The organism is Paraburkholderia graminis, assembly GCF_003330785.1.
Classification (GTDB): Bacteria; Pseudomonadota; Gammaproteobacteria; order Burkholderiales; family Burkholderiaceae; genus Paraburkholderia; species Paraburkholderia graminis.
Window position 1 is genome coordinate 2,213,344 of record NZ_CP024935.1, and the last position, 16,595, is coordinate 2,229,938.

Below are 16,595 nucleotides of genomic sequence, written 5' to 3' on the forward strand. Positions count from 1 at the left end.
GGCTGCTAAGCGGCCACGCTCTTGGTACTTTTCTCCTTATCTACCGACTTATTACCGACGAAATCGATCATGACCCAATCAGACAAAGTGCTGTACACCGGCAAGACCCACACCACCGGCGGACGCGATGGCGCGTCGCGCAGTTCGGACGGCCGGCTCGACGTCAAGCTCGGCTCGCCCGGCGCATCCGCGACCGGCACGAACCCGGAACAGATGCTGGCCGCGGGATGGTCCGCGTGCTTCATCGGCGCAATGGGTATCGCAGCTAAGACGCTCGGAGTCGCACTGCCCGCCGAAACCGCCGTCGATGCCGAAATCGATCTGGCAATGAACAATAGCGGCTATTTTCTGCGTGCGCGGCTCAATGTCAGCCTGCCTGGAATCGAACGCGAGACTGCGCAGAAGCTCACGGATATGGCGCACCAGACGTGTCCGTATTCGAAGGCGACGCGCGGCAACATCGACGTGGTGATTACTGTGGTTTGATGGCGACTGCGTGTGGCTCGCTGCATGACGCCGGCGCTCTTTGCGGAGCGCCGGCGTGTTTGTCTTTGGGTCTGCACCGCAGCAAGCGCGCTACCGTGCAACGTCTCCATCGTCGTCGCCGGTCACACCGAATTCCACGGGCGTCTTCACGTAGAACAGATGCACGTCCTCGGCGCGCAGCCGCTCGAACAACCTGGCCGCTTCGTCGCTCGTTACCGCCATCACGACCGATAACGGCTGATCCGCCAGCTCGAAAAAATGCGCCGAATGCACGCGATGATGGTGGCCGATGCCCTCGCTCGCCGGTATCACGGTCGCGCCGCGCAGACCGAGTTCGCCGGCGAGAACGACGAGCCAGTCGGCCATCGGCTTGCCGCGATGCCGCCGATCCTGCTGCGTGAAAAAAGTGATCTGATAGCCGTTCATGGCGACGTCTCCTGGATGCGCTGCGGCGCCGTGCCGTCCGATTGCGCCGCATCGGGCGCGGGCCACGCGTCGGCGCCGACGAGCGGCACGAAGCTCACTTCGCCAAGCGAGCTGCTTTCGTAGTCGTCCTCGCTGCGGCGCACGAGTTTGACGAGCTTCTGATAGTGCCGCTCGCGGCCGACCGGCATCACGATCCGGCCGCCGATCGCGAGCTGTTTGCGCCACATCCGTGGAATATGCGGGCCGCCCGCCGCGGCGATGATCGCGTCGTACGGCGCGTGTTCCGCGAGTCCCGCCGTGCCGTCGCCAAGATAAACGGTCACGTTGGAAATATTCAGCCGCGCGAGAATGTCGCGCGCCATCGCGACCAGGTCCGCGTGACGTTCGATTGAATGGACATGCGCGGAAAGCGCGGCCGCGACGGCAGCCGCATAGCCCGAGCCGGTGCCGATGTCGAGCACGACGTCGGCGGGCGCAAGCTCCGCGGCCTCGATCATCGTCGCGACGATCGCCGGCTGCGAGATGGTCTGATCGTTGCCGATAGGCAGCGGCCTGTCTTCGTAAGCGAGATCGCGCAGACAGTCGGGCACGAACGCTTCGCGCGGCACGCGGCGCATCGCATCCAGCACACGTGAATCGCAAATGCCGCGGCGGACGAGCTGCCGCTCCACCATCCGCTCGCGGGCCTCGTTGAAATCGCTCATGGCCACCTCCGTCTTGCAGCCGGCGCCCGTTCGTCTGCGTGCCGCGTTGCAGCAGAAACCGCAGCGCACGCATCGACACGTTTGCCGGCGAATGCGGGACCTACATTCAGTCTACGCGCAGAACGAGTCCGACAAAACGGGTGGCGAAGATGGCATTAAGCGGTGGACGTGCCCCTCAAACCGGCTCGGCCGGAATCTCGGGTTCGACCAGCTTCGCCAGTTGCATCAGCGATTCCTGCCAGCCGAGGTAGCACATCTCCACGGGAATCACCTCGGGCACGCCTTCCTGAAGGATCGAGACTTCGGTGCCGCACAGCACCGTGCGGAAGGTGATCGTCGCGGACATTTCGCCGGGGAGATTAGGATCGTCGAAGCGGTCGGTATAGCGGATTTTCTCGTTCGGCACGAGTTCGACGTACTCGCCGCCGAACGAGTGGCTGTGGCCGGTGCCGAAGTTGCGAAACGACATCTTGTAGGTGCCGCCCACGTGCCCTTCGAAGTGATGGACCTGGCAAGTAAAGCCATACGGAGGCAGCCATTTCGCGAGCGCGTCCGGTTCGAGGAACGCCCGATAAACGCGTTCGGCAGGCGCGCGCAGCACGCGGTGGAGTTTGATGGTTCCGGTAGTCATGGTAAGCCGCCTTTCGGTTGAGAAGTTGGACACACTGCTACGACGATTCGACGGCAGCGGAATCGACACGATGCGCGATAAAAATCGTCACGCGTTGTGGGTGCCGTTACGTCGGCCGGACACCGCGGACGGCTCGACTCGCCTGTGAGCGATAGACTACCAACACAGCTCTTGCAGGAGAATCTCATGCGGCTCGTCGACTGGAATATTCAGTGGGGGCGCGGCGTGGATGGCCGCGTCGATCTCGCCCGCATCGTGCGGGAGGCGCGTGCGCTGTGCGATTTCGACATCATGTGCATGCAGGAAGTGACGCGCGGCTTTCATGAGCCGCAGCAGATGGGCGGACTGGCCGGTGGTCCCAGCGCCGATCAGTTCGCCGAACTCGCCGCGTTGCTGCCCGGCATGACCGTGATCGACGCGATCGGCTCGGATCTTCCGGGCGTCGGTGGTGGCGTCGGTGGCGGCAAGCCGCGGCGGCAGTTCGGCAACGCGATCGTCACGCGTCTGCCGGTCAGGCAGGTACTGCGCCACTCGCTGCCGTGGCCCGCCGACCCCGCGAAGCCGTCGATGCTGCGCGTCGCGCTCGAGGCCGTGATCGATACCGACGTCGGACCGTTGCGCGTGATCAGCACGCACCTGGAGTTTTATTCGGAAACGCAGCGGCTCGCGCAGGTCGACAGGCTGCGCGAGCTGCATCAGGAAGCATGCGGGCACGCGCGCCGCCCGGCGCGCGCCGAGAAGCAGGACAGCCCGTTCGCCGACAGCGGCCGTCCGATGAGCGCGATTGTCTGCGGCGACTTCAACAGCGCGTTCGAAAGCGCCGCGTATCGCAAGATGCTCGAGCCGATTGCCGGCGCGCCCGCATTCGCCGACGCCTGGACGCTCGCGCACCGCAACGACGCACGCGCCGCGACGGTCGGCCTGTACGACCGCGAGCAATGGCCGGACGGACCGTTTGCCTGCGACTTCGTGTTCGTCACCGAAGGCCTTGCGCCGCGCGTCGTGAGTTGCGAGGTCGACGCGCACAGCCGGTCGTCGGATCATCAGCCGATGTGGCTCGAACTGCGCTGAGCGGCAACGTACGACGAAAGCGCGGGCCGCGCGCTAGATGCGCGGCAGGTCGTCGATGCATTTTTCGATGTGGCCGTCGGGGACGTCGGTGTCGATTCCGTCATGCCCGTTGGTGTGGGAGACGGCCACGATTTTCGGCCCGAGAAAGCGCGTGCCGCCGAGCGTGAAGAGCGACCAGACGGCGTCGCCGCGACGGATCGCGGCCACCACCTGGGCGACTTCGACAATCGAGGTCGGCGACAACCAGCTGCGCGTGGCGGGGTCGACCGTGGCCCAGCGCACATGCGTGATCCGGTCGTTCGAAGGGTTGATGCGCACAGCGTCGATACCGAATGTAGCCATGATATTTCCCCCCAGCACCCTGGCACTGACGATCCTAGTATGATGGTCCAAGCCGTCCGGCGGGGCAAGGGGCAGCGTTGCGGGGCTTCCGCGTCATTTGCCCGCGCCGGGAAACTCGCGGCAACCGAGCAACAACTGGTCGCCCGGCGCCGCGCCTGGCGCAAGCGCTGCGGCGTGCGTCCGGCCGTCGCCGCACTGCCATTGCGCGGTCAGATCGCTGCGGCATGACAGGACGCCTCCACCGGCGACGTCACCGGTCAGCATGTAGGTGCAGGCTGTGCGGCCATCGCATCGACGCGCGAGCTCGAGCGTGGCGTTGCCCTCCTGCTGGCCGCAGTTTCGGCCGTAGGTTCCCGCGACGATTGTTATGGTGTTCGATGGATTCGCGTCGGCCGCAGGTGAGTTGTAGCTGGCGGACGCCTGGAATGTCAGGGATGCCAGGCATGTGGCACTCACAAGCACTCTGGCGCGCGACGCAGCGAGTCGGCGGATTTTCATGAGCGGCCTCCGGGCGGCCGGACGGCATGGGTAAACCCATTTTAGACGCTGCCATGCGACACGCGGGTCCGCGAGACGACTAATCGAAGAAGACCAGCCAACGTGCGAAGGCGCGGCTCAATTGCCTGATTGCGGTGGCTCTGCCCGAGCACTTCGTAAATCCGGGGTACTGGCGAGCGGTCACCGGAACAACCGCTCCCACACTACCCCCACTGCACACAACCGCAACCCCAACCACCAACCCTCACCGCTGCCCGTAAATCGCAATCGTCACCCGCCGGTCTTTCTGCAGGCAAGCAATGACGGCAGGCGTTTCACCCGGCGGGCAATGGGAAACCGGCTGAGACGATCCCGCGCCCGAAGCGCGAATGCGCTCAGCGTCGAGGCCGTGCGCCACCAGATACGCCTTCACGGTTTCGGCTCGCGCCTGCGACAGCGCACGGTTGCTCTCGTCGGAACCGATACGGTCGGTGTGACCCACCACGTCGATGCGCGTCACGCCGTCTTCCTTGCGGATTTTCTCGATCGCGGCGTCCAGTTCGGCGCGGCCGCGCGGCAGCATCGAATTGAGGCTCGATTTCCCGAACGGAAACAGCGCCTCGCCTTCGAACGTGAACTGTTCGAGCGCCGCCGGCTTCGCCGCGACCGGAGCAGGCGCAACCGGTGCGGCGTCGCTCATCAAGTCCGCACACTGTGGATCGCGCCAGTACGTCGCCCTCACGCGCATGTTCTTGTCGAACTGCACCTGATATTGACACGACACCACCCGGTCGCCGCGACGGAAATCGAACAGGTAGTTCCAGACATGATTGCCCACGAACCACTCGTTAAAGTGCGGCGGCCCGATCAGGTCATAGAGCTGGTCCTTGTTGAGCCCGGTACTCACGTTGCGCAGGTTCGCCACGTTCACGAACGTGCCGCCGGCCGGCGACGCGGACGTGGCGTCCGGAAACTTCGGCGGCGTCTGCGGCACCGCGCATCCCTGCATGACGACGGCAGCCGCGAGGCACATCGAAAGCAGCATAGCTGGTTGTAATTTCATGATTCGCTTGTTGTCTTGTTTGAGGTTTCGCATCGGCTTGGCTACTGCGGCTAGTGCGCTTTCCGCGCCTTCCGCGCCTACCACTGATAGCCCGCGCCCATTACGGCGCCGTAGGTGCCGCGCGTGTTCGTCGAGACGGCCGCCTTGTAGACCCAGTGGTTGTTCTCCGAGATCGTGGAAACGCCGAGCGCCTGGCCCGACTGACCGCGATACACGCTGCCCGCAATCGACACCATGCTCTTGCCCGGCCCCGACGGCTGCGGCAGGCCGGCTACAGCCATCGCCGTGGCGGTGCCGCCGTCCGCGTCGCGGCGATACGAGTCGAGGTTGTTGCGCAGGCCGGCCACCTGGCTGTCCGTGTAGCTGTTCGCCTGTGACAGCGCGTTGCTCACGCTCGCGTTGAGCTGGCCGACGTTCACGGCATCGGTCGGCGCCGTGCCCGCCGCGACGTTGACGACCTGGCGGGTCGAACCTGCGGAGCCCACGGCAACCACGTTCGAGCGGCCGCCGTCGTCGCTGCCCGCACCGATTGCCGCCGATCCGCTGCCCGACGAAGTCGCGCCCGTACCCACCACCGTCGAGCCGTTGCCCGTCGCCTGCGAGCCGTTGCCGACCGCCGTGCTGTTCGAGCCCGAGGCGACGGCCCCGGAGCCGCCCGCGGACGAGTTCGTGCCCGTCGACGAGGGCGCCGTGCTGTTGCCGGTGCCCGGCGTCGACGTATAGCCACCGCCGTTATTGGTGGTGTTCTGGTTGATGAGCGTCGTGAGCTGGGAAGCGACGGCGTCGAGTTGCGAGACATTCACGGCGTCGGTGCCGAGGCGCCCAGGGGCCAGGCCCGTGATTTGCCGGTTGCCGACGTTGATTTCCCCCACCGACGATTGCGGGCTGCTCAACCCATACGCCACGTAGTTGCTGAGCGCGCCGACCGTGGTGAGCGAGCCGGCGCCGAGCGCGATGCTGTTCGCCATCGTCGCGCTGGCTCCCGAGCCAAACGCGATGGCATCCACGGCACTGCTGCGCGCGCCCGAACCGATCGCGACGCTGCCGACGTTGGCCGCGCTCGAATTCGCGCCCTGCGCAATCGACTGCGCGCCGCCCGCCACGCTGCCGCTGCCGAGCGCGATCGCATCGGCCTGCGCGGCGCTCGATGCCTGGCCGATCGCCACGCCGCCCGGCGCCGTGGCATCCACGACTGCGCCGTTGCCGATGCCCACGCCGTTGTCGCCGTTCACGACCGTCGTGGGGCCCACCGCGATGGACTCCGCGCCGACGGCGAGCGAGTCGGCCGCCGTCGAGTTCGCGTGGAAGTACAACTGCCCGGTCACGGCAAACGACGACAACGCGCCCGCAAGCTGACGCACGGTGACGGCGTCCTGCGCTTCAGTGCCGTCCGCGACATTGGTGAGCTGGCGATAGGTGTTCGTCGACGCATTGCCGAACGACACCGCACCGAGCAGCGTGCGATCCGACGTGTTGTACGGAATCGAATGCGTGCCGTTGGCAATCGAGCCGACGCCTGAGAGCACGGCGCGATCTGATACGGAGCCCGAACCAATCGCCACGCCGTCGTCGACGGTGACGCTCGACAGCGTGCCGAGCGCAAGCGAGTTGGCGTTCTGCGCCGAGGCCCCATTGCCCGCGGCGAGACTCGAGGTGCCGGCCGAGACCGCGGCCGGGCCGATGGCGACGCTGTCGGTGCCCGTCGCCAGGCTGTCCGCGAGCGTCGAGCTTGCGTGGAAGTACTTGATGCCCGCGCCGTTGTTGATGTTGTCGATGGCGGTACTGTTGGCCGTCACCTGCTGGTTGGTCGCGTAGAGCTGCGAGCCGTTCACGGCGTCCGTGCTCGACTGGCTCAACTCGCCCGCGGCCACGTTCTGGATCTGCCGCGTGGCGCCCGACGTGCCCACACTCACGACGCCCGCGGGTGCGCCGCCCGCGAACGTGTAGCTCACGCCGCCAATGGTCGCGCCCGACGTCGGCGTGGCGGCCGTGGTGGTGGAACCCGCACCCAGCGCCACGCTGTTCGCGACACTGGCGATGGCGTTGGAGCCGACGGCCACGGCGTTCGCCGCCGTCGATTGCGTGTTGCCGCCCACGGCGATCGCATCCGTGCCCGTGGCGACAGAATCGGCCAGCGTCGAATTGGCGTGGAAGTACTTGATGCCCGCGCCGTTGTTGATGTTGTCGATGGCGGTGCTGTTGGCCGTGACCTGCTGGTTCGTCGCGTAAAGCTGCGAGCCGTTCACGGCGTCCGTGCTGGACTGGCTCAACTGACCCGCGGCCACGTTCTGGATTTGCCGCTCGGCACCCAACGCGCCCACGCTCACGACGCCCGCAGGCGACGCGCCGGCGAACGAGTAGCTCACGCCGCCGATGGTCGCGCCCGAGGTGGGCGTCGACGTGGTCGTCGTGGAACTCGCACCCAGCGCGACGCTGTTGGCCACGCTCGCGTTGGCGCCCGAGCCGAGCGCGAGCCCGCGCGATGCGGCAGCCTGCACGACGGCCGTATCGCCGAGTGCAACTGAGCCCGCGCTGTTGGCCTGCGACGCGTTGCCGAGCGCGACGGAGCCTTGTCCGGTCGCAACGTTTCCGTTACCGAGCGCGATCGCGCCCTGGCCGTTGGACGTGTTGTTCGCGCCCATCGCGATGGCGCCGTTGCCGATGGCCGAATTCGGATCGCCGATCGCCACTGCGCCGTTGCCGCTCGCCGTCTGGGCTTCGCCGAGTGCGACCGCGCCCGTGCCGCTCGTGACCTGCGAATTATGGCCGCCCGCAATGGCGCCGGTGCCGGCCGCGGCCGCGACGATGTTGTTGGCGCCGAAGGCGACCGTCATCGTGGCAAGCGCCTGTGAGCCGATGCCCATTGCCGTTGCGCCTGCCGCCGACGCGACCGCCGTATAGCCGACCGCGGTGGCGTTGTTGGCGCTTGCCGTGGTCGCGCCGCCCAACGCCGTGGTCTGCACGCCGGTGGCGAGCGCGTTGATGCCGAGGCCCGTCGCGTTCAGGGCCGTTGCATGAACGCCCGCACCCAGCGCCGTCGCGGAGGTTGCCGTGGCGCTCGCGTTGAGACCGAGCGCCGAGGTGTTGTCGACGGTTGCATTCGCGCCCGCGCCGAGCGCGACGGCCGACGTGCCGGTCGCCCTCGCGAGATTGCCGAAGGCGCTGCTCGACAGTCCGGATGTCAGCGCGCCGACGCCCACCGCAACCGAACTGTTGCCGCTGGCCGTCGCGCCGCTGCCGAAGGCTTGAGCCGACGCGCCGCTCGCAATGGTGTTGTTGCCCATCGAGATCGCGAAGTTGCCGGTGGCCTGCGTGCCGGAGCCCGGTACACCTGCGGTGCCGCCCACGCCGATCGCAATCGCCCCAGTGCCCGACGCGCCGCTGTTCACGCCGACCGCGACGCCGGATGCGCCGCTCACCATCGCGCCCGAACCGACCGCGACACCGGCATCGCCCCCGGTGGTCGTGATCGCCTGATTGCCGATGGCGACCGACGTGCCGGCGGCCGCAGTCGACAAGGGTCCGAGCGCCGTCGCGTGATCGCCCGATGCCGTTGCCCCGGCCGCTCCCGCGAACGAAGAGGCGCCCGAAGCGTTGGCAGCGCCCGCCGCGACAGCGGCCGCGCCGGAAGCGTTGGCGAACGATCCTAACGCGGAGCTATTGGTATCGGACGCCTTGGCGCCGGGTCCTAGCGCACTGGAATTAAGCCCGGTTGCGCCTGCCGAAGTACCGTAAGCGGCAGCACCTTGAGCCGTTGCGCTGGACAGATAGCCCGTCGCAGTACTGTTGACGCCGCTCGCAACACTGGTGCTGCCGATCGATACGGCGCTGGCTCCCGACGAAACGGCGCCGAGCCCTACCGCAACGGTGCCCGTGGTGCTCGCCGTCGAGTTAATACCCACGGCCGTCGAATTGTTTCCGGAAGCCAGCGCGCCTGGCCCCAGTGCGCTCGCTGAGATGCCCGTGGCGATCGCCAGGTTGCCCAACGCCGTGGAGTTCTGCTGCGAGGCAGTCGACCCTATACCGATTGCGATTGCACTGGTCGATCCGCTCGCGCTGCCGCCGTCCAACGCAAACTGGGCATGCGCGCTCGGGGCGGCGAGGCCGCTGCCCAGCAGCACCAACGCCGCCGCGGCAAGCGATGGCATGGCACGACCACGGCTGCGCGCGTCGGTTGCGTCGCTGCTTGCAGCCGCGGCGCAGACATTGACGACGCCCGCAGACGCGCCTTTGCCCTTGCCGTTGGTCCGGTCGAGTTCGGACGCGGCGACGAAGGCGCCGAGCGCCGCGTTCCACACAGTGCGGTAAGTTCGATTCATAGATTTCCCTGCCTGTAAGCGGCGTGTTCCACACAGACGCATCACGCACTCATGGCAGCTTGAATCTGCATAAGTGCGATAAACGTCTGCCGAGCTAAATAAATAACCGTTTGTTATCGACGAATGAGGTCCTCGCCTCGAATAATTCGAGTCGAACGAATAACGTCAGACAGGGGCGAGCAAAAATACCGGCAATCCGATCGATTGCGTATTTTTTAAGCGCTGGTTGTCGTAATTCCGTTACCTGAATCAGGCGAGAACCCGGTGAAACATAGAGTAAGGGATAGGCCGATGGAAAAGAGAGCGGACAATATTGAACAATTGTCACTGAAATGTGACAAAGTTGAACGGGCATGCCGACAGTCACGGCTCGCCTGCCTGTCCGGGCGTCGGCAAAATCAAGAAACAGGCCGACGCATGTCACATTTGACGTTTTTTTGTGCAGCCGGATTAATGCGGACTGATTGTTTATCCGTAATTCTCGAACCGGTCGAAATGCGAATTCTTTAAGCGCAAGACGCAATTGGCGTACCGCGCCATATATCGCGGCGCGATCCCGGTTTGTCGCAAAGGTTTTTCAAAGCTATTGAAGATTCTTCAGGAAATGCCGGCGCGCGCATTTGGCGCCATCAGCGAATGACTGTTATTCAGGCGAGCCGGATTTTTTCGGCAATAGAAGCGTAAAGAGGGAACCGTGTCCCACTTCGCTCTCGACATCAATGTGCCCGCCGAGCGTGTCGATGACGTGCTTGACGAAGGCGAGCCCGAGCCCGTGTCCAGGCGCCGGATGATCCGACGGAAGCCGGAAGAATTCCGTGAACAGGTTGGGTATCTGATCGGCCGGTATGCCGCTGCCCGTGTCGGCGACGGTCACGGCCCAGCGCTCTCCGCGCTCACCTGCCGCCACTCTGACCGTCGCCCGCGGAGGGCTGAACTTGATGGCGTTGTCGATCAAATTGGCGAACGCGCGGCGCAGTAGCGGCGCATCGGCCACTACCAGCATGCCCGGCTCGGCGGCGAGGTGTACGGATGTCTGCTTCGCGCTGGCCTGCGGCCAGAGATCGTCGACGGCGTCGCCCAGCAGCAAGGCCAGATCGACGGTGCTCGCTGCGGGCGGCCGGCCTTCGGCACGCGCGAGCAACAGGAACTGGTCGGCGAGGCTGAGCGACCACTGCGCGTAGTGGCCCACGAGCTCCACGAAGCGTGACTCCGGCAGATCGCCGCCCGCATGGCGACGCTGCTCGATCAACGCAAGTATTGCGGCTTGCGGCGAGCGGATGTCGTGCGACAGAAAGCGCAGCGCCGAGTCGCGCTGACGTTCGGCGATGCGCATCGGCGTGACGTCGGCCACATGAAAGATGAGCGCAGCGTCGCGCGCATGCAGCGCGGGCACCACCGCGCACTTGATGAGCAGCGAACGTCGTTTTGCGTCGACAATTTCGATGCCGTCCATCTGTGCCGCAGATTCCACGCGCGATGCTGCGCTGCTCTCACTTGCGGCACGAGTAGCCGGCTCGGAACGCGCGGTCTCGGCAAGGCGTTGCAGCGCTTTTTGGACGTACTCGACGGCATGCTCGGAGGCCGTCATGTCGCGCACGACATCCGTCGCAAGCCGGCCCGCGGGACGCCGCGGCGAGTCTGGCGCGTGCGAGTCGGACTCGTACAGCGCGACGGCCTTCCGGTTCGCGAGCATGACGACGCCCGAAGACGCCACCACGAGCGTCGCCTCGGGCAGGCTGTTCATCCACTCGGAGATGAAAGACGCCGAACGCCGCAACCGCGCGACGACAGCGCTCATGACCATGACGCGGCGATGCAGCGGGTCGATCGCGGGCCGATGCATGGGCGGCTCGCCGGGGAAGCCAGGCTCTGCCATTGCGCGCGCCGCCGCCTCGCTCAGATAGCGTAATAGCGCCTCCTGCCGCCGCCACGCGCTGACCGGATAGGCCACGAGACAGGCGGCCACCGCGGTGCCTGGAAAGAAGAACACGTGCATGGTGTTGAGCAGCACGAGCGACGCGGCGCACGCCGCGAGTGCGAGCGCCGCGGCGGCGATCAACCCCGAGCGCGGTCCTAGCGTGAACTGCGCGGCGCACAGCAACGGCAGCATGCACAGACTGAACAGAAGTTGAGCGGCTGTCGGCGCTGCACGCACGAACGAGCCGCTCGCGAGCGCACTCGTCGCTTCGGCGAGAAACTCCACGCCCGACAGCAGATGCCGTCCGCGGCCCGGCGTGACGAAATGCGTGTCGGCGGCGCTCGCCGTCGGCCCGACGATAACGACCGCGTCCTTTAACGCGCTCGAAGCCACGCGGCCTTCGAGCATATCGACGAACGAATACGACGCGTAGGACCGCTCGCGTCCGAGCGGCACGTAACGGCGGCACGCGCTGAACCAGCGGCCGGCCTCGCGTGCCGGCGCTTCGCCGCATCGCGCGACAGGCAAACCACCGGTACGCAGCAGCGCCACGCTCATGTGCTCGTAGACGGCGGACGGTCGACCTTCCTGTAGATAGAAACTGCGCGTGGCGCCGTCGGCGTCCGGTGCGGCGTTGGCTTCGGCAAGCGCAAAGGCCGCCTCGGCCATCGGCGCGACGGGTTCGATGACTTCCGGCATGCCGGCTGTATCCGCGTCGCCCGAGACAACCACCACCGGCAACACGACGCGGCCATTGCGCTTCATCGCGTCGGCGAGTCGTTGGTCGCCGGCCGGCTGGAGCCTTCCGTGGTTGGTCATGGCCACGTCGAGTCCCACGGCTGCGGTTCCGGCGGCGGTCAACCGGTCGATGAGCGCCGCGTAGTCCTTGCGCGGCACGGGCCATCCGCCGAGCGCCTGCACGCTCGCGTCGTCGATGGCGGCCAGCACGATCTTCGCCGGCGACGGCCTTTGAAGGCGCGGCTGTGCGATGTCGAAGAAGAACAGATCGGCGCGGCGCAATACGCCCGACATCGTCAACGCCACACATACGAGCACGAGGAACACGCCGAGCGCGAGGCATTCACGCGCCATGTCGACGGGCGCGGGACTGTCGTCGGCGTGCATCAGCGTGCGCCCGCGAGATTGCTGACCGGCTGTCCAGTTGGCCGGACACGCTCACAGGCCGCCCGCTTCGGCCGCTTAGCCCGCTTACTCATAGGCGAGTCCGGCCGGCGCCCACTGCGCCGCCTGCATTGGTTGCGCAGGCGAATGATGGCTCGGCGCCGCGGGATGAAGCGTGCGCGCCGGCACGGCCTCGAGACGATAACCGTGCGTGTAGACGGAACTCAGCCGCAGTCCGTTTTCAGGTGCGAGGGCAAGCTTCTGACGCACGCGATAGATGTGCGTGTCGAGCGTACGCGAAGCCGGATCGAGTTCACGCCCCCACGTGCTGATGCTCACCACCTTGCGCGATAACAGCTTGCCGAGATTGTTGAAGAAGAATGCGATGAGATCGAATTCCTTCGGCGTGAGTTCGATGCGTTGACCGCGCAGCGACACGGTGCGCTCCACGGAATCGAGCACATACTCGCCCGCGCAGATGAGGCCGCCGTGCTCGTTGCCGCGCGTTGCGCGCCTCAGCAGCGCGTTCACGCGCGACACCAGTTCTGCGACGCGAAACGGCTTCACCAGGTAGTCGTCGGCGCCCGCTTCCATCGCGAGCACGACGTCGTCTTCGAGCGATTTGCTGGTCACGAACAGCACGGTAGGCGATGCGCCGAGCGTGCGGCGAATCCAGTAAAGCAGTTCGAAACCGGTCATTCTGGGCAGCAGCCAGTCGACAATCACCAGGTCGAACGGCTCCGAGCGCAGCAGGCGGACCGCCTGCTCGCCGTCACTCACTTCGACGATCTCGTGCCCGAGGGGCTCCACGACCCGCGCCGCGGATTTCGCGTGAACGGGATCATCTTCGACTATCAGCACACGCATGGGGTGTCATCCTTCATTAGCACTTGGGCGGCATGGCCTTCACGGTCGTTGCGCTGAAACCCGGCGGCATCTGCACGACGCATGCTCGTTGCACGACACGGTGTGCAAGCACGGGCGCAGCAGACCCGTCCTCGACATGCGAGGAGGCATTAACCGTTGGCAGCGAGACGCGAAGTAGCAGGCCGAAAATTGCTCAGCGGCCGGCGCAAGGAGCGCGTGGGAATGCTGATTGAAGTAGATTGACTACCTGTTTTTGGCCGTATCGATGGCCTGTTAGCCTCTGGGTGCTCATATTGCCGTGCCCTCACCAAGCCGCTTATTCGGTCGTTCGGTTTGTTCGGTTGCGCTATCGGTGCGTCCGCGTGGCACGGACTCTCCGACAATCGTCAGTATCTCTTTTCGAAAACTCTGCGAGCACTATCTTTTGTCCAATGCGGCAACACGCGTCACAGCGCTGTAACGGTTGGTAAGGCAAGTGCTCGGCGGGACTTTGGCATATGGCCATTTATTTGTCTACGTAAATCCACAGAATAACGACGTGTATTGTTTATTTAACAATCGGGGCAGGATTGAATGGTCTCGAGCAACTACCTGGCGTCGGCCTCGTGACCGCCAGATGACGGCGTGGCGGGCGTGCGTGGCCGACGTGTGTTTTAAACAACCGGACGCCGATGCAGAGCCGCCGGTGATGGCAAACCGTCTGGCCGGCTGGATTGTTTCGGCATTTCTGGAGCAGCATTGGCGATCTTCGGTGCGAATTGAATGAATTCCGCGATAAGCTCCGACTGATATTTTTTTGCCGTCGAATTACTTAATTTACAAAAACTGTCAATTGCCCGTTCTAAACGCTGTATGAGAATTACAACAAATGGGAAGGGCGATTATTTATCGTGTACTCGGCTTCGGTGTGCATCTCGTCAGCGATATCGGTCGATGATCTCAAAGAGTCGCTGACACGACGTGGCCAGGTGCTGCTCAGGCGCCGTCGCAACGCCGAGCAAAAGCCCCGGTAATGTCCACGACGGAGTCGCGAACCACACGGACAACGGCGATGGCGCCATGCCGACGGTCATCGCTTCGCGAACGATCCGCACGTCGGGCGCGCCATCGGGTAGTCGGAGAAGGACTGCCAGGCCGGCATTGACCCACTCCGCGTCGCGCATTCGTAACTGTTCGCATAGCGCGTCACGCTGGGCGGAATAAAGACGCTTGAGCCGGCGCACGCGCCGGATGTAGTGACCGTCACGCATGAATTGCGCTGTGGCGAGTTGAATGACTGGCGATGGTGCCGGGGCAAGCGTTGCGGCGACCTCGGCGAATGCGTTGGCCAGTTCGTTCGGCGCGACGACAAATCCAAGCCGCAACCCCGGGCTAACCGTCTTGCTGAACGAACCGATGTGAATGACCCGTTTGCCCTCGTCCAGCGACGCGAGCGCAGGTGCGGGCCTGCCTTGCAGTTGGAGCTCGCCGAGGTAATCGTCTTCGATGATCCAGGCGTGGCTCGAGGCTGCCCATTCGAGCAGTTGAAGCCGCCGCCTGAGCGACAGCGTCGAGCCGAGTGGCGCTTGTTGACCAGGCGTCACGACTGCTAACGCGGCGTCCGCGGCGTTCTCAAGGCCATAGCCTACGTTGAGGCCTTCTGCATCCACCGGCACCGGCACGATATTCAAACGCGCGAGCTCCAGGCCTTTGCGCGTGACCATGAAACCGGGCTCTTCCATCCAGACCTTCCTGCCTTCCAGACCTAACACTCGCAGTGCGAGGCCCAAGCCGGCGCTGTATCCGGAGGTGATAAAAATCTGCTCCGGGTAGCAGTGGACGTTTCTGGCGATGGACAGATAGCCCGCGATCTCTCTGCGCAGTTCGAACTCCCCTCTCGGATCGGGATAGAGCAGCGACGACAAGCATCCGGTCTTCAGCAGATTGGAAGAACGCGCGCGCGCAAAAAGCTGTTCGGGCAGACCTTCAAACGCCGGAATGCCGAGCTGGAAGATCGCCGGCCCGGCGTTCATCTCCTCATAAGCCCGCATAAAGGCGCCGAGCTGCGGCGCTTGCGCCTGAGTCGCCACCACGCGCGGCCGCGGGGCGACGCGGGTGCCGCCCGCCCCGAATGTTTCGATCATCTGCGCGTCGCATAACCGTTCATAGGCCGCTTGAACCGTACCGCGCGCCACACCGAGTTGCGCCGCCAGGTCCTGCCACGAGGGCAGCCGCGTGCCGGGTGCGAGCAGCCCGGCCTCTATGGTCCTGCTAATGCTCGCACGAATCTGTTCTGCGAGGGGCAGCTTCGCTGTCCGGTCGAGCCGAATTTTCAGGTCTGGATGCATGTTCTTGGTACACACGAAAATGGGGAATCTTGGTTCTTCTATTCGTACCATCGATGGTACAGAATATTCCCACCATAGCAGGTAGAAATGTGAGCCCAATAGGGAGATACCAGGCCATGCCCGATCGACCGATTCGAGCGGGTAATAATTCGCATATCGAACTATCTATTCACCCATAGGATTAACCATGACCAATGCAGTCATCGAATGTATCCTGAGCCGCAGCGCCGCCAAGTACTACGACACGGCTGCGACGTTGAGCGACGACCAGATCCGCGAACTCGTGCGAATCGGCACATCCGCGCCGACATCGTTCCACTTGCAGAACTGGCGCTTTATCGCAGTACGTACGCCCGAGGCCAAGACACGGCTTAGCCCGATCGCGTGGAATCAGCCCGCGATCAAAGATGCGGCGGTTACGTTCATCGTCTGCGGACAACTGGTCGATACCAGCGTCATACCGGAACGCCTCGCTCCGCTCGTGGAAGCGGGCGTCATGCCCGCCGCGATGGTGCCGGAATGGGAAAACCCCGCACGCGATCTGTACATGGCGCACCCGCAGCGCCGGCGCGACGAGGCGGTACGTACGGCCACTTTCGGCGCATCGGCGATGATCTATGCGGCCCGTTCATTGGGTCTCGGTTCGACGCCGATGATCGGTTTCGATGCCGAAGCCGTGCACCGCGAGTTCGGACTCGCCGACGACGAAGTGCCGGTGATGTTGTTGTCGATAGGCGCGGAGCGTCCGGGAAACTGGGCGCAAAAGCCGCGCCGTCCCGTGGCCGATGTGCTGGCGCTCGTCTGATGATTAGTAGAACCGGCGATGTGCGGGAACAGGTGGC

Annotated in this window: 13 protein-coding genes; 3 read left to right on the forward strand and 10 right to left on the reverse strand. The window is 64.9% G+C overall.

The genetic code is table 11. From position 1 onward, the window contains the following. Positions 1-69: 69 nt before the first annotated feature. Positions 70-486, forward strand: a complete 417-nt coding sequence (locus CUJ91_RS28030) for an organic hydroperoxide resistance protein (protein WP_053860006.1) — start codon at positions 70-72, stop codon at positions 484-486. A 90-nt stretch (positions 487-576) separates the two neighbouring features. Here CUJ91_RS28030 and CUJ91_RS28035 read toward each other — a convergent pair whose 3' ends face one another. From CUJ91_RS28035 to CUJ91_RS28045, 3 genes are all read right to left on the reverse strand, one after another. Then, positions 577-912: a DUF190 domain-containing protein gene (locus CUJ91_RS28035; RefSeq protein ID WP_006049559.1), complete on the reverse strand. Its 336-nt coding sequence runs from the start codon at positions 910-912 to the stop codon at positions 577-579. Then, on the reverse strand, positions 909-1,616 hold the full coding sequence (locus CUJ91_RS28040) for a protein-L-isoaspartate(D-aspartate) O-methyltransferase (protein WP_114157677.1): 708 nt from the start codon (positions 1,614-1,616) through the stop codon (positions 909-911). Before CUJ91_RS28040 ends, CUJ91_RS28035 begins: the two co-directional genes overlap by 4 nt. 175 nt (positions 1,617-1,791) lie before the next feature. After that, complete coding sequence (locus tag CUJ91_RS28045) at positions 1,792-2,247, reverse strand: SRPBCC family protein (RefSeq protein ID WP_006049561.1); 456 nt, start codon at positions 2,245-2,247, stop codon at positions 1,792-1,794. A gap of 186 nt (positions 2,248-2,433) precedes the next feature. Here CUJ91_RS28045 and CUJ91_RS28050 point away from each other — a divergent pair, with 186 nt between their 5' ends. Beyond that, entirely contained in the window at positions 2,434-3,318 is an 885-nt protein-coding gene (locus CUJ91_RS28050) for an endonuclease/exonuclease/phosphatase family protein (protein WP_114157678.1), read from the forward strand. 33 nt (positions 3,319-3,351) lie between these two features. Here the strand turns inward: CUJ91_RS28050 and CUJ91_RS28055 are convergent, their stop codons facing one another. The 7 genes from CUJ91_RS28055 to pdxR form a co-directional block, all read right to left on the reverse strand. Then, positions 3,352-3,660: a hypothetical protein gene (locus CUJ91_RS28055; RefSeq protein WP_006049563.1), complete on the reverse strand. Its 309-nt coding sequence runs from the start codon at positions 3,658-3,660 to the stop codon at positions 3,352-3,354. Positions 3,661-3,753: 93 nt separating this feature from the next. Further along, a complete protein-coding gene (locus tag CUJ91_RS28060; protein ID WP_114157679.1) occupies positions 3,754-4,158 on the reverse strand; it encodes a hypothetical protein in 405 nt (134 codons plus the stop codon). Positions 4,159-4,402: 244 nt separating this feature from the next. Further along, positions 4,403-5,233 carry an OmpA family protein gene (locus CUJ91_RS28065; RefSeq protein ID WP_053860001.1) on the reverse strand — a complete coding sequence of 277 codons (831 nt, stop codon included), beginning with the start codon at positions 5,231-5,233 and terminating at the stop codon, positions 4,403-4,405. Between the two features lie 44 nt (positions 5,234-5,277). After that, positions 5,278-9,519 (reverse strand): YadA-like family protein, encoded by a 4,242-nt coding sequence (locus tag CUJ91_RS28070; protein ID WP_114157680.1) that lies wholly within the window; start codon positions 9,517-9,519, stop codon positions 5,278-5,280. Between the two features lie 643 nt (positions 9,520-10,162). Beyond that, positions 10,163-12,562, reverse strand: a complete 2,400-nt coding sequence (locus CUJ91_RS28075; protein WP_114157681.1) for a CHASE2 domain-containing protein — start codon at positions 12,560-12,562, stop codon at positions 10,163-10,165. 84 nt (positions 12,563-12,646) lie between these two features. Then, on the reverse strand, positions 12,647-13,426 hold the full coding sequence (locus CUJ91_RS28080; RefSeq protein WP_114157682.1) for a response regulator transcription factor: 780 nt from the start codon (positions 13,424-13,426) through the stop codon (positions 12,647-12,649). 917 nt (positions 13,427-14,343) lie between these two features. Then, positions 14,344-15,753, reverse strand: a complete 1,410-nt coding sequence (gene pdxR / locus CUJ91_RS28085; RefSeq protein WP_114157683.1) for a MocR-like pyridoxine biosynthesis transcription factor PdxR — start codon at positions 15,751-15,753, stop codon at positions 14,344-14,346. 187 nt (positions 15,754-15,940) lie between these two features. Here pdxR and CUJ91_RS28090 point away from each other — a divergent pair, with 187 nt between their 5' ends. After that, positions 15,941-16,558: a nitroreductase family protein gene (locus CUJ91_RS28090; RefSeq protein WP_107706890.1), complete on the forward strand. Its 618-nt coding sequence runs from the start codon at positions 15,941-15,943 to the stop codon at positions 16,556-16,558. Positions 16,559-16,595: the final 37 nt, after the last annotated feature.

Excerpts from the sequence above, each read along its gene's own strand:
- CUJ91_RS28040 (WP_114157677.1), bottom strand. The coding sequence starts at position 1,616 with ATGAGCGATTTCAACGAGGCCCGCGAGCGGATGGTGGAGCGGCAGCTC.
- CUJ91_RS28030 (WP_053860006.1), top strand. The coding sequence starts at position 70 with ATGACCCAATCAGACAAAGTGCTGTACACCGGCAAGACCCACACCACC.
- CUJ91_RS28090 (WP_107706890.1), top strand. The coding sequence starts at position 15,941 with ATGACCAATGCAGTCATCGAATGTATCCTGAGCCGCAGCGCCGCCAAG.
- CUJ91_RS28070 (WP_114157680.1), bottom strand. The coding sequence starts at position 9,519 with ATGAATCGAACTTACCGCACTGTGTGGAACGCGGCGCTCGGCGCCTTC.
- CUJ91_RS28075 (WP_114157681.1), bottom strand. The coding sequence starts at position 12,562 with ATGCACGCCGACGACAGTCCCGCGCCCGTCGACATGGCGCGTGAATGC.
- CUJ91_RS28055 (WP_006049563.1), bottom strand. The coding sequence starts at position 3,660 with ATGGCTACATTCGGTATCGACGCTGTGCGCATCAACCCTTCGAACGAC.
- CUJ91_RS28050 (WP_114157678.1), top strand. The coding sequence starts at position 2,434 with ATGCGGCTCGTCGACTGGAATATTCAGTGGGGGCGCGGCGTGGATGGC.
- CUJ91_RS28035 (WP_006049559.1), bottom strand. The coding sequence starts at position 912 with ATGAACGGCTATCAGATCACTTTTTTCACGCAGCAGGATCGGCGGCAT.
- pdxR (WP_114157683.1), bottom strand. The coding sequence starts at position 15,753 with ATGCATCCAGACCTGAAAATTCGGCTCGACCGGACAGCGAAGCTGCCC.
- CUJ91_RS28060 (WP_114157679.1), bottom strand. The coding sequence starts at position 4,158 with ATGAAAATCCGCCGACTCGCTGCGTCGCGCGCCAGAGTGCTTGTGAGT.
- CUJ91_RS28045 (WP_006049561.1), bottom strand. The coding sequence starts at position 2,247 with ATGACTACCGGAACCATCAAACTCCACCGCGTGCTGCGCGCGCCTGCC.
- CUJ91_RS28065 (WP_053860001.1), bottom strand. The coding sequence starts at position 5,233 with ATGCGAAACCTCAAACAAGACAACAAGCGAATCATGAAATTACAACCA.
- CUJ91_RS28080 (WP_114157682.1), bottom strand. The coding sequence starts at position 13,426 with ATGCGTGTGCTGATAGTCGAAGATGATCCCGTTCACGCGAAATCCGCG.